Origin of the sequence: Streptomyces sp. LUP47B, from assembly GCF_001746295.1 — a bacterium.
Taxonomy (GTDB): domain Bacteria; phylum Actinomycetota; class Actinomycetes; order Streptomycetales; family Streptomycetaceae; genus Streptomyces.
Genome location: NZ_MJAH01000002.1, coordinates 225,366 through 245,254 on the forward strand (window position 1 = coordinate 225,366; position 19,889 = coordinate 245,254).

General features: G+C 71.1%; 18 protein-coding genes and 1 pseudogene. 6 read left to right on the forward strand and 13 right to left on the reverse strand.

The genetic code is table 11. The features are described 5' to 3' along the window. Positions 1-7 precede the first annotated feature (7 nt). Entirely contained in the window at positions 8-865 is an 858-nt protein-coding gene (locus tag BFN33_RS07600) for a hypothetical protein (protein ID WP_069759136.1), read from the forward strand. 340 nt (positions 866-1,205) lie between these two features. Here the strand turns inward: BFN33_RS07600 and BFN33_RS07605 are convergent. The 7 genes and pseudogenes from BFN33_RS07605 to BFN33_RS07635 form a co-directional block, all read right to left on the reverse strand. Beyond that, positions 1,206-1,903, reverse strand: a pseudogene (locus BFN33_RS07605) (SDR family oxidoreductase). Positions 1,904-2,101: 198 nt separating this feature from the next. Beyond that, positions 2,102-2,935, reverse strand: a complete 834-nt coding sequence (locus tag BFN33_RS07610) for an enoyl-CoA hydratase/isomerase family protein (protein WP_069759137.1) — start codon at positions 2,933-2,935, stop codon at positions 2,102-2,104. A gap of 27 nt (positions 2,936-2,962) precedes the next feature. Next, on the reverse strand, positions 2,963-3,973 hold the full coding sequence (locus tag BFN33_RS07615) for an alpha/beta fold hydrolase (RefSeq protein ID WP_256122682.1): 1,011 nt from the start codon (positions 3,971-3,973) through the stop codon (positions 2,963-2,965). A gap of 152 nt (positions 3,974-4,125) precedes the next feature. Beyond that, entirely contained in the window at positions 4,126-4,785 is a 660-nt protein-coding gene (locus BFN33_RS07620; protein WP_069759138.1) for a response regulator transcription factor, read from the reverse strand. A gap of 241 nt (positions 4,786-5,026) precedes the next feature. After that, positions 5,027-6,205: a low temperature requirement protein A gene (locus BFN33_RS07625; RefSeq protein WP_069759139.1), complete on the reverse strand. Its 1,179-nt coding sequence runs from the start codon at positions 6,203-6,205 to the stop codon at positions 5,027-5,029. 24 nt (positions 6,206-6,229) lie between these two features. Next, complete coding sequence (locus BFN33_RS07630; RefSeq protein WP_069759140.1) at positions 6,230-7,093, reverse strand: alpha/beta fold hydrolase; 864 nt, start codon at positions 7,091-7,093, stop codon at positions 6,230-6,232. Between the two features lie 52 nt (positions 7,094-7,145). Further along, on the reverse strand, positions 7,146-7,964 hold the full coding sequence (locus tag BFN33_RS07635) for an oxidoreductase (RefSeq protein ID WP_069759141.1): 819 nt from the start codon (positions 7,962-7,964) through the stop codon (positions 7,146-7,148). A gap of 194 nt (positions 7,965-8,158) precedes the next feature. Between BFN33_RS07635 and BFN33_RS07640 the strand changes: the two genes are divergently transcribed. Next, positions 8,159-8,737 carry a TetR/AcrR family transcriptional regulator gene (locus BFN33_RS07640; protein WP_069759142.1) on the forward strand — a complete coding sequence of 193 codons (579 nt, stop codon included), beginning with the start codon at positions 8,159-8,161 and terminating at the stop codon, positions 8,735-8,737. 218 nt (positions 8,738-8,955) lie between these two features. On the opposite strand, the gene BFN33_RS07645 is transcribed toward BFN33_RS07640, so the two are convergent. The 3 genes from BFN33_RS07645 to BFN33_RS07655 all read right to left on the reverse strand — a co-directional run bounded on the left by BFN33_RS07645 (position 8,956) and on the right by BFN33_RS07655 (position 13,014). Next, complete coding sequence (locus BFN33_RS07645) at positions 8,956-10,230, reverse strand: alpha/beta fold hydrolase (protein ID WP_069759143.1); 1,275 nt, start codon at positions 10,228-10,230, stop codon at positions 8,956-8,958. A gap of 121 nt (positions 10,231-10,351) precedes the next feature. Beyond that, positions 10,352-11,011 carry a response regulator transcription factor gene (locus tag BFN33_RS07650; RefSeq protein ID WP_069759144.1) on the reverse strand — a complete coding sequence of 220 codons (660 nt, stop codon included), beginning with the start codon at positions 11,009-11,011 and terminating at the stop codon, positions 10,352-10,354. Continuing rightward, the gene (locus BFN33_RS07655; protein WP_069759145.1) at positions 10,996-13,014 is read right to left on the reverse strand and encodes a histidine kinase; all 2,019 of its coding nucleotides are present in this window, start codon (positions 13,012-13,014) and stop codon (positions 10,996-10,998) included. The genes BFN33_RS07650 and BFN33_RS07655 overlap by 16 nt, the downstream gene beginning before the upstream one ends. A 117-nt stretch (positions 13,015-13,131) precedes the next feature. On the opposite strand from BFN33_RS07655, the gene BFN33_RS51850 reads away from it, so the two are divergent. Then, the gene (locus tag BFN33_RS51850; protein WP_069759146.1) at positions 13,132-13,629 is read left to right on the forward strand and encodes a hypothetical protein; all 498 of its coding nucleotides are present in this window, start codon (positions 13,132-13,134) and stop codon (positions 13,627-13,629) included. Between the two features lie 49 nt (positions 13,630-13,678). On the opposite strand, the gene BFN33_RS07665 is transcribed toward BFN33_RS51850, so the two are convergent. Further along, positions 13,679-14,377: a response regulator transcription factor gene (locus tag BFN33_RS07665; RefSeq protein WP_069759147.1), complete on the reverse strand. Its 699-nt coding sequence runs from the start codon at positions 14,375-14,377 to the stop codon at positions 13,679-13,681. Continuing rightward, the gene (locus BFN33_RS07670) at positions 14,374-15,591 is read right to left on the reverse strand and encodes a sensor histidine kinase (RefSeq protein ID WP_218108968.1); all 1,218 of its coding nucleotides are present in this window, start codon (positions 15,589-15,591) and stop codon (positions 14,374-14,376) included. The genes BFN33_RS07665 and BFN33_RS07670 overlap by 4 nt, the downstream gene beginning before the upstream one ends. A gap of 182 nt (positions 15,592-15,773) precedes the next feature. Between BFN33_RS07670 and BFN33_RS07675 the strand changes: the two genes are divergently transcribed. Then, a complete protein-coding gene (locus tag BFN33_RS07675) occupies positions 15,774-16,340 on the forward strand; it encodes a class I SAM-dependent methyltransferase (RefSeq protein WP_069759149.1) in 567 nt (188 codons plus the stop codon). Positions 16,341-16,837: 497 nt separating this feature from the next. Here the strand turns inward: BFN33_RS07675 and BFN33_RS07680 are convergent, their stop codons facing one another. Further along, positions 16,838-17,470 carry a TetR/AcrR family transcriptional regulator gene (locus BFN33_RS07680; RefSeq protein ID WP_069759150.1) on the reverse strand — a complete coding sequence of 211 codons (633 nt, stop codon included), beginning with the start codon at positions 17,468-17,470 and terminating at the stop codon, positions 16,838-16,840. 175 nt (positions 17,471-17,645) lie between these two features. Here BFN33_RS07680 and BFN33_RS07685 point away from each other — a divergent pair, with 175 nt between their 5' ends. After that, positions 17,646-18,938, forward strand: a complete 1,293-nt coding sequence (locus BFN33_RS07685; protein WP_069759151.1) for a sugar ABC transporter substrate-binding protein — start codon at positions 17,646-17,648, stop codon at positions 18,936-18,938. Beyond that, the gene (locus BFN33_RS07690; protein ID WP_069759152.1) at positions 18,935-19,888 is read left to right on the forward strand and encodes a carbohydrate ABC transporter permease; all 954 of its coding nucleotides are present in this window, start codon (positions 18,935-18,937) and stop codon (positions 19,886-19,888) included. Before BFN33_RS07685 ends, BFN33_RS07690 begins: the two co-directional genes overlap by 4 nt. Position 19,889 lies beyond the last annotated feature (1 nt).

A 19,889-nucleotide genomic window follows, 5' to 3' on the forward strand; every position in this document is an offset into this window, starting at 1 on the left:
GAATCACATGCGTATACGCACTGCGGCCACCGCCCTTTCCGGCGCCGTCGTACTCTCGGCGCTCGTTCTTCCGGGCGCCGCCCAGGCAGCCGAGCACCCTGGGGCCGCGACGGATCTCAGAGCCCTCGCCTCGCAGAGCGTCCGGCCGCAGGACGCGCTGGGCGGCACCACCTTCAAGGACGGAGTCGTCAACAAGGGCAAGGACATCGTTCTCGGCGTAACGGGCAAGAAGGCCGTTCCCGTCACGTTCACCGCCTTCGACGAGGAAGGCGTAGCCATCACCCAGGCGTTCCTGTGGCAGGGCACCGACAGTTCGAGCACGGACACCATCACCGGCGGCCTCGAGTCGGACGACTACCCCACCTGCACGGAGACGCCGGTCCAGAACGGCTACAGCTACAGCTGCAAGACGGTCTTCACCATCGACCCCGCGGTCGCCTTCAAGGACGGCAACGGCACCGCGGGGACCTGGAAACTCTTCCTGGGCGCCTACGACCTCTACGCGAACGCCAGTTACGACGACGACGTCGCCAGGACCAAGATCAAGCGTGCCGCCAAGCTGACCGCCAACGCCTCCCCGGAGCCGGTGAAGAAGGGCAAGACCATCACGGTCACCGGCAAGCTGAGCCGCGCCAACTGGACCACGGGCAAGTACGCGGGATACGCGAGCCAGCCGGTGAAGCTGCAGTTCCGCAAGAAGGGCAGCAACACCTACACCACCCTCAAGACGGTCAAGACGAGCAACACCGGCGCCCTGAGCACCACCACCAAGGCCGGCTCCGACGGCTACTACCGCTTCGTCTTCGCCGGCACCACGACGACCGGTTCGGCGACGGCGCCCGGCGACTTCGTCGACGTGAGGTAGGCAGCTTCCCGGTCGAGACCGCGGTGGCCGGTTCGGGGACACTCACCGGTCACCGCCGGGGACGCCAGAGCCGGTCCGCGACGGCCTGGCTGCGCTTCCCGGAACCGCCCGACCGCCGTGGGCGCCTGGAACTGCTCTGCACCGCCTACGGCCTTCCCGCACCGTCCGGCACGGTTGATGCCGTCATCGCCAGGCAGCGGGAGAACATCGAACTCGTCCGCCGGTTGGCAGGGCAGAGCCACGAACCCCAGGCGACCTGGGTCGCTGAGGGCTTGCTCCAGTCTGGACCCAGTCGAGGATCGCGGTGGTCGCACTCACCGGCGTGCTGGTCGGCCGGTCGTCAGGGCAGCTGCGGGTACAGAGCGGTGACGCCTCCGGCCAGTCCGGCCTGCACCTGGCGGCTGATGTCGTCCACGACGATCTCGAGGCGCCCTCGGCGAGGCCGTCGGCGGCGAGGCGGGCGACGTCGGAGGGGGCGGTCTTGGGGGCGGTGACCGTGCTGGTCATGTCGGTGTCCATGTAGGCGACGTGCAGTCCGGTCACCCGGATGCCCTGGTCGGCGAGCTGGAGGCGCAGGGCGTTGGTGAGCGACCACTGCGCGGACTTGGCGGCGCAGTAGGCGCCGACGTCCGGAAAGCTGAACCAGGACAGGGCGGACAGGATGTTCAGGACGGCACCGCCGCCGCCCGCCGCGATCTGCGGGGCGAAGGCCCTGGTCACCGAGAGGGTGCCGAAGAAGTTGGTGTCCATGTCCCGGCGGATGTCGTCCGGGTCGCCGGTGAGCAGGTCGCTGCCGCTGGATATGCCGGCGTTGTTGATCAGGACGGTGACGTCACCGGTGGCCTTGGCGGCGGCCGCCACGGAGGCGGGGTCGGTGATGTCCAGCGCGATCGGCGTGGCACCGGGCAGGTCGACCTGGTCGGGGTTGCGGGCAGCGGCGTAGACGGTGGCGCCGCGGCCGAGCAGTTCTGCGGCGAGGGCGCGGCCGAGACCGCGGTTGGCTCCGGTGATGAGCACGGCGCTGGTGGAGAGGTCCATGGAGAAGCTCCTGGTGCATGGGAAAACGACGCTGAGTGGGGGGAGAGCAGCCTGCGGATCAGATGGGAACGCCGCGCGGGCCGCGCCGGGCGGGGGAGTGGTGTTGGTCGTCCTGGAGGTGACGACCGGCTCGACGGGTGATGGAGGGGCCGTGCTGTGCGTCAGCCTGCGCCCGGGCGTCGGCCACGTCCTCGCTACCTACGGCTGCTCGTTGATGAGGCCGGCGTAGTACCCCAGGTTCCGCTCGATCTCGTCGAGACCGACCTCTGCGATGGCCTTGCCGAGTCGCGGCACGCGGGCCTGGAATCCCGGCCAGTTGACGGACTCCGCGAACTCCGCCCAGGACGCGCGCAGGTCGGCCACGGGCGGCAGGGTCGACCGGTTGATCTGCGCCTTGGCGCCCAGGACGGACGCCCTGTCGAAGGACGCGATGCGCGCCGCGACTCCGTCGACGAAGGCGTCGAGTTCGGCGTCGGGGACGGCCCGGGTCACCCAGCCGTACTGTTCGGCGCGCTCGGCGTCGTAGTCCTCGCTGGTGAGGATCGCTTCGAGCGCGCGGTCCCGTCCGAGCAGCCGGGCCAGACGGTCGCTGCCGCCACCGCCCGGAACGATGCCGATCGCGACCTCGGGCTGACAGAAGAAGGCTTCCTCGCGGCTGGCGTAGCGCAGGTCGAAGGCCAGGGCGATCTCGTCCCCGCCGCCCCGCGTGCGTCCGCGTATGGAGGCGATGCTGATGAAGGGGGCGCTGGTGAGGCGGGTGACGAGTTCGACCCACCTCGGGGTCCCGTCCGCGGCGTTCAGGGCCAGGAGTTCGGGCACCTGGCCCAGATCGGCGTGGTTGAGGAAGTACCCGGGCGTGCCGCTGTCGAAGACGACGACCTGAACCCGTTCGTCCCTGCTCAACTCGTCGACAATGTCCAGGAGTTGGACGACCGTGTCGGCACCGACGACGTTCACCGGCGGATTGGTGAAGGTGACCCTGCGGATCTTCGGCGCCACGGTCTCGATCTTGAACATGCTGTGCTGGGTCATGCTGGGCTCCAGTGCTGAGGGGATACGTCAGCGGTCGAGGAAGGTGTTCACCTCGGTGCCGAACGCGACGGCGTACTGGTAGAGGAAGCCGTGGCCGGCATCCGGATAGATGTGCAGCTGGGCGTCGGGGAGGTACTTGGCCAGCAGGTGGGAGTTCTTGGCGGGCATGAGGATGTCGCTCTCGCCGTCGGCGACCAGGGTGGGCTGGAAGAGGGCGTGGAGCCGGACGAACTTGGACTTGTCGGGGATGCCCCACTCGGACCAGGCGGTGAGCTGGCGGTCGCGGGTGGCGAGGGTGGAGGGGGCGTCGTGGTCGGTGGTGCGCTGCCCGAGGCGCTGCAGGAACTCGGTTCCCGCGGCCTGGCTGGCGGCGGTGTTCTTGAAGAACAGGAAGAGGTAGTCCTCGGGGCCGGGGTTGTCCTTCAGGGTCCGCTGCAGGATGGCGGGGTCGGATGCGCGCTGGTCCACTCCGCCCTGGGGGCCGGTGGCGGCCAGGACGACGCGGCGGACCTGCCAGGGGCGGCGTAGCGCGACCTCCTGGGCGACCTCGCCGCCGAGGGAGAAGCCGAACACGTCGTAGCGGGGCAGCTTGAGGGCGTCGATGAAGTCGATGGCGTCGAGGGCCGTTTGCTGGACGGTGCTGGCGGTGCTGCCGGTGGAGCCGCCGACGCCGGCGTTGTCCACGAGGATGACCTCGCGCTTGGCGGCGATGGTGTCGACGAGCTCGGGGTCCCAGCTGTCGAGAGTGCCGCGGAAGTGCTGCAGGAAGACCAGGGGGACACTGCCGGCGCGGGGGTGGCCGAAGCGGCGGTACTGGTAGGTGACGCCGCCTGCGCCTTTGACACGCAGGTTGGGGGCGGTGCTCGCGCTCTCCGCGTTCTGGGTCCGGGCGACCGAGTGCCGTGTGCCACCGGGACTGTCGCTCACGGCGTTGGCCATGCTCGGGGCCGTGGCCGCGACAGCCGCGACGACCGACGCGCCGGCCAGCGTCATCGCGGTCCGCCGGGAGATACGGGTACGTCGATTGATCGTAGACATGCCAATTCCTTGAGTCGGCCGGATGACTCCCCGGCGCGTTGAACGTGATGACGCCGGTCAGCGGGGCGGCGAAGGAACTCCCACTTGATCGACATGTCCAGAACCTAGGTATCGGCTGTGTCGTCGGAAACCATCCCGAGCGCCCGAGGGGGTCATCCGCCAGGACGAACCAGTCCGCTCTCGTAGGCCACGACGACGGCCTCGATCCGGTCGCGGGCGCGGAGTTTGGCGAGGATGCGGGCCACGTGGGTCTTGACCGTGGTCTCGCCGAGGAACAGCTTCCCGGCGATCTCCGCGTTGTTCAGCCCGCGGGCGACCAGGCCCAGCACCTCACGCTCCCGGCCGGAGAGCCCGTCGAGGCGCTGGTCGGCGAGGGGAGCGACGGCGCCGGTGACGTAGCGGTCGATCAGCCGCCGTGTCACCGAGGGGGCGATCACCGCGTCGCCGCGCAGCACGCCGCGTACGGCGAGGAGCAGTTCGGCGGTCGGTGTGTCCTTGACGAGGAAGCCGCTCGCCCCCGCGCGCAGGGCCGCGTAGGCGTACTCGTCCCGGTCACAGGCGGTGAGGACAAGCACTCGGGTGTCGGGCAGGGCGGCGCGCAATTGTGCGGTGGCCGAGATGCCGTCCAGGCGTGGCAGCCGTACATCCATGAGGACGAGGTCCGGGCGCAGTGTGAGTGCCTGGGCCACAGCCGTCTCGCCGTCCCCGGCTTCGCCGAGGACCGTGAGATCCGGCTGGCCGTCGACCACCGTGCGCAGTCCGGCCCGCATCAACTCCTGGGCCTCACAGACCAATACGCCGGCTTCCGTCATGGCGTTCCGTCCCAGGGCCGGGCCACCCACTCCCGCACGCCACGGCTTGGCGGCTCAGTGGTGAGCGCCCGGCGAACGCCCGGGTCGGCTCCGGTGACGATGACGGAACTGGCGTGCATGCCCATGAAAATCCTTCCGGCGAATGGAGTGGAACAGGGTGAATGAGAAAGGCGCGCCGGCCTCACCGAACGGCCTGCCGCCGTTCCCTGCCGACGGGCAGGCCCGCCGCGGGCGCCGTGGGTCAGGTGTTCCCGTCTGCGAGCCGAGGGCCTGATGAGCTCGGCCTCGTACGCGTGTCGCCCGCCGGACGGCGCTCTTCGAACATGACCAGGGCGACGACGATCGCGGCGGCGATGACGGCCGCCAGGTACGCCGGGGCCGTCGTGGTGACGGCGCAGCCGATGACCAGAGCGGACAGCGCGAGCAGCCGTGACCGGAGCAGGTCGTCGAACAGGGTTGCCCTGTGCCAGGTCTGCGCGCCGATGTAGAGGGCAGGGCCGCCGAACAACAGCAGGTCGGTGGTGATGCCGGCATGTTCCGCCGGATGTGCGATGACGCGTTCGTCGGCCACGGCCACGGCGATCAACCCGGCGACAGAGGCCATGAGGCTGATGACTCCGCTGCGTCCGGCCCGCATCGGATCCTCGGTCCTCAGGTAGTGCCGTACGACACGCTCGGAGTGACTGAAGAACAGCCAGAACAGCGCGACCGTGCCGGTGAGCGCGACACCGCTGGTCAGCAGGGTCATCGGCTGGTACGGCGCGGTGGTGAGTGCGGTGCCGGTGGTCATGACCGTCTCGCCGAACGCGACGATCACGAACAGGCGTCCGCGCTCCAGCAGGTGGCCCCCGGCGAAGGTGACCTCGCGGGAGTCCAGTCGGCGGCCGGGCAGTGGATGCGCCGCCCAGGTGCCCACCAGCTCGACCAGGATCGCCGCGGCCCACCACGCCAGCCGCGCGCTGCCGCCGACCGCGGCCCCGGTCACCCACAGGGGGGTGGGGCCGACGAACCAGACCAGGACGCGGCGGAAATGCTCCTGGTTGACAGGATCGAGGCCGACCGTGAGCAGCCATACCGTCCGGCCGATGTGAATCAGCAGGAACGTGGCGATGAAGACCCACCCGGCGTCGCCGAAGGCCCGCGGGATCGCGGCGTTCATGAACAGCCCCGCGAGCATGACCGCCAGCAGCATGCGCCGGGTCCGCGGATCCTCGGCCGGTACGAGGGTGACCGCCCAGGTGGTGTAAGCCCACGCCGCGTAGACGGCCAGGTAGAGCACGAGCGTCTGGGCGGCGCCGGTCCACGTCGGGTGGGCCAGCAGCTGATGCGACAGCTGACCGATGGCGAAGACGTAGACCAGATCGAAGAACAACTCCAGCGGGGTGACCTCACGGCGCGCCGGAGCAGTGGTCAACTCCACGACATAACTCCTGGTCGGACGGTTTCACGGCGTTGCTCGGTCGGCGAGGAAGGCCGTCACCTGGGCGGCGAACTCCTTGGCGTGTTGGAAGAGGAAGGCGTGGCCGGCGTCGCTGTAGGCGACGAGGGTGGCGTCGGTGACGTGCTGGACGGCGGTGTACGAGGCCAGGGCCGGGATCATCGCGTCCCGCATGCCGGTCGCGTACAGGACGGGCTGCTTGATGCTCGCCAGGTCCGCTCGCACCTGCTCGAAGGGGATCGACGCGTCCTTCGCGATCGCGGCGATCTGGCCCATGGCCGCCGCCTCGGACACGTCGGGGAGCCCGGTGGCCAGCCGGGTGGCCACCCTGGCGAGATGCTCGTACCCGGCGGCCCGTCCGGTGTCCGTCTCGGGGAAGAACAGGAACACCAGGTCGTCCCCGGTGATCTCGGGCTTGGTCATGGTGGCCCGCACCTTCGGGTCCGGGGCCGGAGCGCCGGGCACCGTGCCGCCGGGGTTGGCGGCCGCCACGACCAGCCTGCGCACCAGGTCGGGTCGGGTGTGGGTGATTTGCTGGGCGACGGTGCCGCCCAGCGTCCAGCCGAGCAGGTCCACCTGCGGCAGGCCGAGGGCCTCGATGAACTCGACGGTGCCGTCGGCCAGCCCCTCGACCGAGTCGCGCGGGGTGCCGTTGGTGTAGCCGGTCCCGACGTTGTCGAACACGATCACGTCATGTCCGGCGGCGAGGTGGTCCAGGAGCTCCGGGTCCCACCAGTCGAGGGTTCCCCGGACCCGGTTCAGCAGGACCAGCGGGATCCCGCCCCGCGGGCCGAAGCGCCGGTAGGTGAACGTCGCGGACGGACCTTCCACGGTGAGGTCCTCGGCCGCGTCTGCCAGATAGGTGCTCATGGCGGGCTTCGCTTTCCTGTCGATGTGTCTCGTGGGCGTCTTCCGGGGGTGGTCAGGCGGGCAGCTGGTTGAGCTTGCGCAGCTGCTGGTCGAACACGCGGGTGGGGACGATGCGGCGCATGGTGCGGACGCGCCCGGTCATGGCACCCGCGGTGTAGCGCACCTTGGGCTTGGCGTCGGTCGCCGCCGCGATGATCTCCTTGGCGACGACGGCCGGGTCGTCGCCGGCCTTGACCGCACCGGCCATGTACTCCTCGAAGACGTGCCGCTGCTTGGCGTAGACGTCCAGGGGCCGGTCCGGCCGCACGCTGGCCGCGTCGAACGCGGTGTTCGTCCAGGCGGGTTCGACGAGCAGTGACCGTACGCCGTACTCGCGTACCTCGTGGTCGACGGACTCCGAGTAGCCCTCGACGGCGTGCTTGGAGGCGGCGTAGACCGCCATGTAGGGCTGCGGCATGAACCCGACGATGGACGAGATGTTGATGATCCGTCCGCTGCGCCGGGCGCGCATGTGCGGCAGGACGGCGTTGGTCATGCGGATGACGCCGAAGACGTTGATGTCGAAGAGGCCCTGGGCCTGCGCGGCGGAGCTCTCTTCGGCGGCGCCCGCCGAGCCGATACCCGCGTTGTTGACCAGGACGTCGATCCGCCCGAACCGGTCGATCACCTCTCCGACCACCTCGGTCACCGAATCGTCGCTGGTCACGTCGAGCTCGAGGAAGGTCACGCCCTTCACGGGGGTGACGTGCGCGGTGTTGCGGCTGGTGCCGACCACGTCGTGGCCCGCTGCGACCAGCGCGAGCGCGGCCGCCTTTCCGATGCCGGAGGACGCGCCCGTCACAAGGGCCACCGGTCGTGTTGTCGTCGCCATTTCGTACTCCTGGCTCAGGGAATCGCGTGTGCGATGCCGTGGAGGGGTCGCTTCCGGCGACCCTGTATCAGTTTCACCAATGTATCAGTTCCTCTCGTAGGGGCAACATGAGAGCATCAATTAATGGGATACCCGTAGCGTTCACGTATCCTCTACATGGGGCCAGACAGCGAACGACCGGACAGGAGACAGACATGGGCCGAGCACTGCGGGCAGATGCCGAGCGCAGTGTGCGCGCGATTCTGGAGGCGGCCGAGCGGGTCCTCGCCCAGGACGCCGGCGCTTCCATGGAGCAGATCGCCGAGGCGGCGGGGCTGACAAGGATCACGGTGCACCGCCGGTTCGCGAACCGGCAGGCTCTGTTGGAGGCGCTCGCCGTCTCCGCGAAGCAGCAGCTCATCGACGCCATCGAGGAAGCCCGGCCCGACTCCGCTCCCGCGCTCGTGGCGCTGTACCGGGTGACCGTGAACGTGATGCGGGTCAAGAACAGTTGGCGGTACACCCTCAGCCACGCCACGGCCCACACCGCCGCCGCGGCCGAACTCTGGGAGGAGATCGACGCCCACACCGTCCAACTCCTGGAGCGCGCGCAGCAGGAGGGGCTCCTCGCCCCGGACGCGGACCTGGAGTGGACGCGGCAGGTGTACTACGCCCTCCTCGGCGAGGCCCTCAACAGGCCCGGCGCGGACCAGGATCCAGCCGCGCAGGACCCGGACGCACAGGCCGCACTCGTCATCGAGACACTCCTGCACGGCGCGGGACCACGCGGCTGAGCCAGATCCGCAGCAGGCGCAGTGCGTCGGTGAGGGCGTTGGTCAGCCCGGTGGCGCCGACAAGATCAGCCGGCACGTGGGACCCGGCACGGCTGAAAACTCCACGCCCGTGCCAGTTCCTCGGCGCCCTCACCCGCGCCGAGGCGCTCACCGCCCTGCCCGCGCTCTCGGCCGCTTTCCCTGCCTCCCCGGCTGAACACCGGTCGACCGCTTCGGGCTCAGCCGGTGCCCGTCGGCAGCGGTTCGTCCAGTTCGTCCAGGAGGAAGGCCCGCAGCAGTGCCTTGTAGCGGCCGGGCTGTTCGCCTGAGATGGAGTGTCCGGCTCCCTTGACGGTCACCAACTCGGAGCCTTCGAGGGTGTGTTGGTACTCGGCGGTCACGGCGGGCCTGATGAAGTCGCACTCCCCTCGCATGATCAGGGAGGGGACGCGCAGGGTGCGCAGACGGGGCCGGGGGTCGGGCAGCTGCTCGAAGTCCTTGACCGTCATCTGGTTGCTGTAGAAGCCCTGAGGGTTGTCGTGTGCCGTGGTGGGCGGAGCGTCCTCGCACGAGGTGCTGTCCTTTCCCTGGAGGGCGACTTCGTGCATCCAGTGGTCGACCTCGCGGTCGCCCACCAGCGCGTGCGCGGCGCCGGGGTTGATCTGGAGGAGCAGGCTCGCCGCGATGATGCGGGGAGCGCTGTTCAGCCGGTCGAGCCGGGCCTTCTGCGCGGGGGAGAGGCGGTTCCAGGGTTCTCCGGCCTTGGAGCCGGGGTATTGACGGCCCCACAGCGCGCCCGGCGAGGTGAAGACCGCTTTGGCGACGTGCTCGCCATGGGCGGCCAGGTACTGCGCGGTGAGTGATCCGCCCCAGGACTGGCCGACCAGAATGATCCGGTCGGCGCCGAGAGCGCGCCGGATCGCTTCCAGGTCGGCGACCTGGCGGGCGACGGTGTATCCGGTGACGTCCCGCAGCCGGGTGGAGCGGCCGGCGCCGAGCTGGTCGTAGGAGTAGACGTCGAAGCCGTCCGCCGCGAGTTCACGGCCCCCGGTGGGGACGCCCTCGCCGGGGGTGCCCGGACCGCCGTGCAGGAAGATCACCGGAGTCGGTCGGGCCTTGCCAGTGGCGGGGGCGTGGACATAGGCGATGCGTGAACCGGTCGGCAGATCCCAGAACCGCACGCCGGGCGGGGCGGAGGCGGCCGTCGTGGTGGGCATCGGACGGAGGACGGTGACGGCGGCGAGGACGGCGACGGCCGCGGTCAGGCCGACCGAGAGGAACGCGGAGGCCCGCAGGGCCGGGCGGCGGTCGAGGCCGAACAGGGCGAACGCAGCCCTGCCCGGCAGCCCGCCGACCAGGGCGCCGCAGACGAGACCGACGACGACCAGGACCGGCACGCTCGCGGTGACGAACGCCGCGGCGAGAAAACCGGCCACCGCCACGGCAGGGGTCAGCAAGAGCGCCAGGAACAGCAGGAGACCGCCGGCGACACGGTGGAGAAGTATGCGTGACATGCCTTCGAGGCTAGGAAGCCGACGCGGACGATTCGTCCAGCTCAGGGACGGTCCCGCAGCGTCCGAGGGCCGCCCTGCGGCGGGGTGTCACCCCCACCTCACGGCGGGGGGCCGCTTCACCTCACGGCCCGCCGCCGGGCCGGACCAGCCCCGTCTCGTACGCGGCGATCGTCGCCTGCACCCGGTCGCGTACGCCGAGCTTGCCGAGGAGGACGGAGACGTGGTCCTTCACGGTGGGCGGACTCACCCCCAGGACCGCCGCGATCTCAGCGTTGGACAGCCCCCGCGCGACCTGCAGCAGCACGTCCGTCTCGCGCGGGGTGAGCAGGTCGAGCCGGGCCCTGTCGAGCGGACCGGGCCCGGCCGCGAACCGGTCGATCAGCCTGCGGGTCACCGCCGGATCGAGCAGCGCGGCGCCCCCGTGGACCACCCGTACCGCGTCGATCACCCGCTCCGGCTCGGTGTCCTTGAGCAGGAAACCGGCGGCCCCGGCGCGCAGCGCGGCGAACAGGTACTCGTCGAGACCGAAGGTGGTCAGCACCAGAACTCGGGTCGCGGGGCTGCGTTCGGTGATCGCGGCGGTCGCCGCGAGCCCGCCGATCCCCGGCATGCGGACATCCATCAGCGCGACGTCCGGCCGCGCCGACAGCGCGAGTTCGACCGCCGTGTCGCCGTCCGCCGCCTGCCCGACGACGCACAGGTCGGGTTCCGCGTCGAGGATCGCCGCGATCCCGGCCCGTACGACGGCCTGATCGTCCGCGACGGTCACTCTGATCGCCATGGGAAGGCCTCCGGGAGCCACACGCGTACCGCGCCGCGGTCGGTCGTCGAGAGGGTACCGCCGGCGGCGTCCGCGAGGGCGCGCAGCCGCCGCTCCACCGCGGGAACTGCGGGTGCCGGACCGGAGACCTCCACGCCGTCGGGGAGCGTGCGCACGGTGAGGGTGACGCCCACGGCCAGGAGCGCGGAGGCGGTCCGGTACGCGAACACCTCCACGGCGGCGGGCAGCGGACGGCGTGCTCCGACGTACCGGACGACGGCGCCGTAGCGCGCGGCCTGCGCGGTGATCCCGGAGACGGTGGGCGGAGGGGCGTCGTCGGCGTCGTCCCCCGCGCGCAGGCCGGACAGCAGGTCCCGCAGAGCGGTCAGTCCGGCGCGGGCCTCTTCCCGCACGGCCCGCAGGTCCCCCTCCTGCGCCGCGGCGACGACCGCCCGCGCGTGCCGGAGCGCCGTGTCCCGCAGTCCGGTGGCGAACAGCAGACGCTGCGCGGACACCGCCGCGTCGGCGTCCCCGTCGAGCAGGAACCGCCGCCGTGCGTCCGCGGCCCGCAGCCGCTCATGCCGGTGGGCGGTCCGGCGCCCCCACGACCAGACGGCGAGGGCGGGCAGGGCCAGCCCGCCCGCCAGTACGGCCCAGGCAGCCGTACGGCTGCCGGTGATGCCGCTGCCGCTCGCCAGCGCGAGCCCGCCCACGGCGGCCACGGCGAGCGGCGCGACCAGGCCTCGGCGCCACGGCAGACGCACCCCGACGCTGTGGACGAGCGTCAGTTCGACCCACCCGTACACCAGGAAGATGTCGCTCACCGGCGGCTGGGTCAAGCCCGCCCGGTCGCAGGCCCACCACAGCAGCAGCGCCGACAGCACCGCCGCGAGCGCGCAGCCGGGCGCCCGTGAGCGCCAGGCCAGCGGCACGGCGTGCAGGCCCGACAGCACGACGGTCACCAGGGCGGGCAGCAGACCGCCGAACGGAGCCGGTACGTCGGCCGACAGCAGGCTCGCCCCGAGCGACAGCGCGATCGCCAGGGCCACCAGCGCGTAGTCGAGCGCGGCCGTCCCACGCCACCGGGGCCACCGGCGGAGGGGAAGAGCCGTCGCCGCAGGCAGCGAGGCCCTCACGCGCCAGCCCTCCCGACGGCCCTGCCTCACGGGCCCCGCGCGGAACGTCCCGCCCGTCGCGGTGACCGTGGCCGCCAGCCCCGCGAGACCGCGCCCGGTCCCGAGGCCCGGCTCGACGACCGTACCGCCGTCGTCCGTGACGGTGACGGTGAACAGGTGATCGCCACCGGCCCGTACGGCCCCGTCCTGGTCGTGTGTCGGCTCGATCCGGACGCGCACTGTCGCGCCCTCGGCGTACCGGGCCGCGTTGGTCAAGGCCTCCCGGACGACCCGGTACGCCGCTTCGGTACTGCTCGCCGGGGCCTTGTCGACCGTGCGCCGGTAGTCCACCGCGTGCGCGCCGGCCAGCGCGTCGACCTCGCTGAAGCCGGCCGCGGTCGCGTCCAGTTCGGTGAGGCGTTCCAGTTCGCGGACGGCCTCCCGGCCCGCCTCGTCGGCGTGACGCAGCGCGTCACCGGTCCGTACCCGGTCGGCGAGTCTGAGCGCGGCGCCCGCGGCCACCACGATCCCGGTCAGCCGATGCGCGGCCACGTCGTGCAACTCCGCCGCCAGCCGGTCCCGTTCCGCCAACGCCGCGAACAGCGGGACCGCCGCCGTGCCGGCCTCGTAGTCCGCCAGCGCCGACCGGCGGGCCGACCGGTGACGGCGGGAGCGGCCCGTCGCCCAGACGACCGCCACCACCCCACCGGCCGTCAGCGCGACCCCCGCTACGTAGTGCGGCGGTTCACCGCGTACGGCGGGGATCGCGGCGACGGTCAGCGTCAGCACGACGGCTCCCGTGAGGGAGGAACCGGCGGTCCTGCGTACGGCCAACACATGGACCGTGATCAGCGCGCAGACCGCCGCGACGAGGGAGAGGACCCAGACGTGCCCCACGAAGCCGTTCACTGCCCCACGCCGACGGCGGCCGACCGCTCGACGATCTCCATCCCGGCAGACTAACCGGCCTTTTCCGGCTGGGGTGTTGGCGAGGATCTCGGTCCCACCCCGCTTAAGCTGCGGATCGTGGATTACAGCGAACTCGAGGCGGACGTCCTCCGGTTGATCGTCGGGGCGACCGAGGGCAGCGTTCGTGCCTTCGGTGAGGAGACGGTCACCCGTCTGGTGCGGCCGGAGTTGCTGAGCGGTGCGGCCGAGGACGAACTCACGGAGGAGGCCCGGTCGGCACTGACCACCGCGTGCGCGAACGTCCTGACGATCAGCGCCGCCGAGCTGCACGACCGGCTTGCGACGATCTACGACGGCATCCTGGTCGACGACGATCTGGACCCCGGACTCCTCACCGCCATCAGCGCGTTGGCGCACTGGAAGAGCTACCTGGAGCAGAACCGGCGCGGCGAGCTCTACGAACTCGCCATCCGTTCCATCGAGGACATCGACCACGAGGTGTCCGCGGATCTCGACGACTTCCTTGCCACACCGCAGATGGCGGCCGAGTACGAGCGCATCCGGCGGCTGCTGGACCCCGGCGCAGGGCAGGACCGTGGGGCTCGACGCAGGTAGTCGTGGAACCACGGCGATGCGTCCAGCCTGGCGCCGTGCCGGTCGCTGTTCAGCCGCCGGCCCGTATCAGCCCGCTCTCGTAGGCGAAGATCACTGCGTGGATACGGTCGCGGAGGCCGAGCTTGGTCAGGATCCGGCCGAGGTGGGTCTTGACGGTCGTCTCCCCGACGAAGAGGCGGTCGGCGATCTCGCCGTTGGCCAGTCCCCGGGCGACCAGGGCGAGGACTTCCCGTTCCCGGTCGGTGAGCGCGGCCAGTCGGCTGCGCTCGGCGGCCGCGGAGGCGGGGGCGTTCAGGACGAAGCGTTCGACGAGACGCCGGGTCAGCGAGGGCGCCACCATGACCTCGCCCCGCAGTACCGCCCGCACGGTCACCAGGATCTCCTCGGCGGGGGCGTCCTTGACGAGGAAGCCGTTCGCGCCGGCGCGCAGGGCCGCGTAGGCGTACTCGTCGAGGTCGAAGGTGGTGACGACGAGGATCCGGGGCCCACCGGGCTGCGCGCAGAGGTGTTCGGTCGCGGCGAGCCCGTCCCGGCCGGGCATGCGTACGTCCATCAGGACGAGGTCCGGCTCCAGGGCGGCCACGCCCGCGATCGCCGCGTCGCCGTCGGCGGCCTCGCCCACCACGGTGAGGTCGGGCTGGCTGTCGATGACCATGCGCAGCCCCATCCGGATCAGTTCCTGGTCGTCGCAGATCAGCACCCGGGACGACGTCGGGGTGGCAGCCGGGGTGGGCGTCGGGCCGGTCATGGGGTCGCCGTGCTGGGCTCGGGCTCGGTGGGGCGCAGGGTGGCGGCGACCTGGTAGCCCCCGTCGGGGGTGGGTCCGGCGTCGACGCTGCCGCCGTACAGGGCGGTGCGTTCGCGCATGCCGGTGAGCCCGTGACCGGAGGAGAGCAGCGCGGTGGGGTGCTCCGGGGCGGCTTCGGCTCCGGCCGAGTTCCGCACCTGGACGCGGACCAGCCGCCCGGGCCCCTTGGTACCGGTGTCCACCCCTACGTGGATGGTGGCGTCCGGCGGCGCGTGCTTGACGACGTTGGTGAGTGCCTCCTGCACGATGCGGTACGTCTGCACGGTGAGGTCCGCCGGAAGGCCGCCCGGCTCTCCGCGAAGGTCCAGCCGGGCGCGCGCGCCGTTCGTGTTGAGGCGCCCGACCAGGCGCCGCAGATCGGCCGAGAGGGACTCGCCGACCCCACCGTCGCCGGGTCCGCGCCAGGGGTCGCCGGATGAGGCGTCCGCCTCGGGAGTGCGCAGCACCTCCAGCAGCCGGCGCAGCTCGTCCAGGGCGTCGCGGCCGGTCGCGCTGATGACACCGAAAGTACGGTCGACGACCGTGGGGTCGGCGTGCCGCATCAGCCTGCCGCCCTCGGCGTTCAGCACCATCACGCTCACGCTGTGCGCGAGGACGTCGTGGATCTCGCGGGCGATGCGGGCCCGCTCCTGGGCGACGGCGACCCGGGCCAGGGCGAGGCGCTCCGACTCGGCGAGCGCGGCCCGCCGCTCGAACTCGGCGACATAGGCGCGCCGGGCACGGACGTACTCGCCGAACACCCACGCCCCGGTCAGCAGCAGTCCCACCGCGAGCGGGGTGAGCCAGGCACCGCGGGCGCCCGAACCCCCGTAGTCCCGCTGCCAGTTCGGAATCCACAGCAGTACGCAGCCGGCGGCACAGAGCGCCGTCGCCGCGGCGGCGCGGCGCAGACCGCGCACCGTGAGGGTGGCCAGGACCGCGGCCAGGGCGACGGCGCCGCGCCCCGGCTCCTGGCCCCACACCTGCCAGAGATACTGCGCCCAGAACCCGCCCGTCACCAGGGCCGCGACGAGGACCGGCCGGCGACGCCGCCACAGCAGGGGCAGCACCAGGGCGGCGTACACGACCGACTGCACCCAGACCGGCCGCCAGCCCGGCTGCGGGCGGATCACCGGGGGCACGGCCACCAGCACGACCAGCAGGACGTCCGTCAACCACGGATGTCCGCGCCGTAAGCGAGGCAGGGTCTCCATCAGCCGATGCACCGCCTCACGCTACGGCCGGGCCCGGCTCCCCCACATCGTCCTGTCGGGCGTCGCGGGGTCCTCCCCCGGTCGTACCCGCACCGGCCGGGGATACGACGTCCGGCTACGCGGCGCGCTTCCAGCATGGCGGCATGTCGATCACCACCGAGTTCCTCAGGCGGCCCCTCATGACCGGGGCCGTGGCCGCCAGTTCACGACGGCTGGGGCACGCGATGACCGAGGGCACAGGCCTGGAGAGCGCCCGGGTCGTTGCCGAACTGGGCCCGGGGACCGGGGTGTTCACCGACGCGATCCTCGCCCGGCTGGCACCCGACGCACGACTCGTCGCCGTCGAGCTCAACCCGGTGCTCGCCTCCCGCCTGTCGGCCACCCGGCGCGACCCCCGGCTGACCGTCGTCCAGGGCACGGCCGCCGGGCTCGCCGCCGCGGTGGGCGAACCGGTCGACGCGGTGGTCTCCGGGCTGCCGTGGACGGTCATGCCGCAGAGCCGGCGCGGGTACATCCTGGACGCCGTGACCGAAGTCCTCGCGCCCGGCGGCCGTTTCACCACCTTCGCCTACCTGCACGCGGCCTGGACCCCGCCCGCCCGTCGTTTCGCCGCCGAACTGGCCTGCCGTTTCGACCGGTTGGAGCGTTCGAGGACGGTGTGGTCGAACCTCCCGCCGGCTTTCGTGCACCGGGCGACCCGGAGGCCGTGACGGTGAGCGGAGCGGTGTGAGCGGGGGCCCCGGGCCGGGCCATGCGGAGGACGTGACGGCGGGCGGAGCGGTGTGAGCGGGGATCGCGCACCGGGCCATCCAAAGGTCGTGACGGCGAGCGGATTGGCGTGAGCGGGGACGGCGATCCGCGCTATGCGGAGGCCGTGGCCGCGGACGGGCCGGCGTGAGCGGGGACGGCGATCCGGGTCATGCGGAGGTCGTGGCCGTGGGCGGGTCGGTGTGAGCGAGGACCGCGAACCGGGCCACCCGGAGGCCGTGAACGCGACCGGGAAGACCGCGCGAGGGGGGAGTCGACTCGGCTGCCTCTTCGAACCCCAGCGGGAGATCGCGCCGGACGGTGTCCCACCGCGACCGGCCACGATGCTGAACGGCGGCGCCACAGTCTCGCCCGAGGCTCCTGACGCCCGAAACAGGACCTCGACAACGCACCGAGACGGGCGGCGCGGCCAGTTGTTCGGGAGGAGCGCGAGGCGTTGCTACGGGCGCTGGTCACCGACGGCGGGATCGCCCAGCAGATCCTCCAGGCCGGCCGACATCCCGGCCAGCAGATCACGCCGCGGGTCGATGAGCCACTGGAGTTGGAGGCCGTCCCACATCGCGACAAGGGCCGCCGCGATCAGCTCGGGATTCCTCCGGTTCGAGATACGACCCAGCTCCTGGTCCCTGCGCACCGCGGTCGTGAAAGCGGTGACGACCCGCTCGTACCTGTCACGGAACCACTCGTGCGCCGGGTGGTCGGGAGCCGAGGCCTCCGCGGCCATCAGGGCCAGGAGCCGCAGCATCTCCTGCCTTTCCAGGTTGCGGCGGACGTACCGCAGGACCGCGTAGGCGACACCCTTTCCCCGGCTGTCCGCCTCGAAGGAGTCGATGCTTGCGTGATCGGCGTTCTCGAGGACGGCCACGAGGAGCGCGCTCTTGCTCGGAAAGTGGTGCACGACGCTGGTCAGGCTGAGGTCGAGCTGCTTGGCGATCTCCCTCAGGGACCCTCCGCGGTAACCGCGAGCCGCGAACACGGCGGTCGCCGAGGCGACGATCTCGGCCCTGCGCTGTGCGCTCTTCGCATACGGGCCTCGGCGAGTGGCCGGACGGGCCGCCGTCTTCTCGGTCATACCCCCAACCCTAAGCGGGCGGTGCGGGGGAGTGTCCGGCCGATAATCCGCCAACATCACCCTCGCCGAAAGTATGGCACCTGTTCGGTTTTCGCTGTACGGTCTCGCTGACCCACACCACGACGTGCGGTAGAGCCGCTCACGCATCCACCGGGTGGAGAGGAGACGGACAAGGATGTCCACCTCGCATTTGTCGAAAGCGATCATCGGCGGTCTGGCCGCCACACTGGTTCTGGCCGGTTGCGGCCGGTCCGAGACACAGGGCAGCGGGGGCGCCAAGGGCGCTCCCGTCAGCGACTCACCCGCCAAGGGCGGGATCAACGTTTGGGCCATGGGCACCGAGGGCGAGCGCCTGCCCGAGTTGGCCGCGCGCTTCCGGAAGGCCAATCCGGACGCGAAGGTGAAGGTCACGGCCATCCCGTGGCAGGACTACGCCAAGAAGGTCGAAACGGCGATCGCCTCCCAGGACACGCCGGACGCCACGCTCGTGGGATCCGCCGACCTGACGAACTTCGCCTCGACGGGCGGACTCGAGCAGGTGCCGGCCGATCTCGTCGACACCTCGTCCTTCTACCGAGGCGCCGCTCAGAGCACCACCTACGACGGGGGCACGTACGGCGTCCCCTGGTACGTGGACACCCGCGTCCTCTTCTACCGCAAGGACCTGGCACAGGCCGCCGGAGTCTCCGCGCCGAAGACCTGGAAGGAGTACGGCCCGTTCCTCAAGGCCCTCCAGAAGCAGGGAGCGAAGTGGGGCCTGGCTCTGCCCACCGGCGTGGCGGCGAGCTGGCAGGGCGTGCTGCCCCTCATGTGGGAGGCCGGCGCGCGTCTCATGAACGAGGACAACACCGAGTTCACCTTCGACACACCCGAGGCGCTCAAGGGGCTGGAGTACTACCAGTCGTTCTTCACGTCGAAGACCTCGACCCGCAACGGGGCGGTGAGTCTGGGGGAGATCGAGCCGCAGTTCGTCGCCGGTTCCACCGCCGCACTCATCTCGGGCCCCTGGGAAACGGCACTGCTGAAGGGGGCGGGCGGAGCGGACTTCGTCAAGGACAAGGTGGGGGTCGCCACGCTCCCGAAGGGGTCGGCGTCCAACGCCAGCTTCATCGGGGGAGGGCACTGGGCGGTGTTCAAGAACGCGAAGAACCGCGACGGTGCCTGGAAGTTCATCCGGTGGCTCGCCCGGCCCGACGTCCAGCAGGACTGGTACGAGCAGTCCGGAGACCTTCCCGCCGTGCAGGCGGCCTGGAACGAGGGGAAGCTCAAGTCGGACCCGACGCTGGCCGTCTTCCGGTCCCAGCTCCGGACCGCGCTGCCCGGCCCGACCGTCACCACGTGGAAGCAGGTCGCAGCGGTTCTCGACGCCGAGATCGAGAAGGTGGCCAAGGGAGTCTCGTCACCGAAGGCGGCCCTGGAACGGATCCAGGCGAAAGCGTCCGCGATCGGAACGGGGCAGCCCCGATGACCACGGCCACCCCCCTGAAACCCGCACGCGAGGTGTCTTCCACCAGGCAGCCGGCTCAGCGGTCGAGGCGCGGTTCCGGACACCTGCGGCGCACCGTGGTCGCCTGGGCCTTCTGCTCGCCATTCGTCCTGCTGTTCGGCACGTTCGGCATCTGGCCGGTCTTCTCGTCACTGTCGATGAGCGTCACCGACATCACCAGCAGGGACGTGCGGACGCCCTTCAGCGTCAACTTCGTCGGCCTGGAGAACTACACCGCGCTCTTCGACGATCCCACCTTCGTCCGCGCCGCCTTGAACACGCTCTACTTCGTCGCGGTGGGCATCCCCCTGACGATGGTGCTCTCCCTCGCCGTCGCCGTCGCGCTCAACTCCGGGATCCAGCGTGCGAAGGGCTTCTTCCGGGTCGCCTACTTCGCCCCGGTCGTGACGAGCATCGTGGCGGTGGCGGTCGTATGGAGGTACCTCTACAAGCCGGACGGGATGATCAACTCGCTGCTGTCCGCAGTGGGCATCTCCGGGCCGGACTGGCTGAACGACCCGAACTGGTCCATGCCCGCCCTGATACTGATGGCCGTCTGGCGGCACTTCGGCATCCCCATGGTGATCTTCCTGGCGGGGCTGCAGTCGATACCGCCCGAACTGCACGAGGCGGCCGTCGTGGACGGCGCGTCCCGCTGGCGGGCCTTCCGCAGCGTGACCCTGCCGCTGCTGCGGCCCACCACGCTGGTGGTCGCCGTCCTGCTCAGCATCAGCTACCTCCAGTTCTTCGAGGAACCGTTCGTCATGACGAGCGGCGGCCCCTTGGACAGCACGACGTCGATCAGCTACTACGCCTACCAGCAATTCGGCTTCGGAAACTACGGACTGGCATCGGCCGCGTCCTATGTGCTGGTCACCGCGATCGCCCTGCTGAGCCTTCTCCAGTTCCGCATCTTCCGAGCGAGGGCCTGAC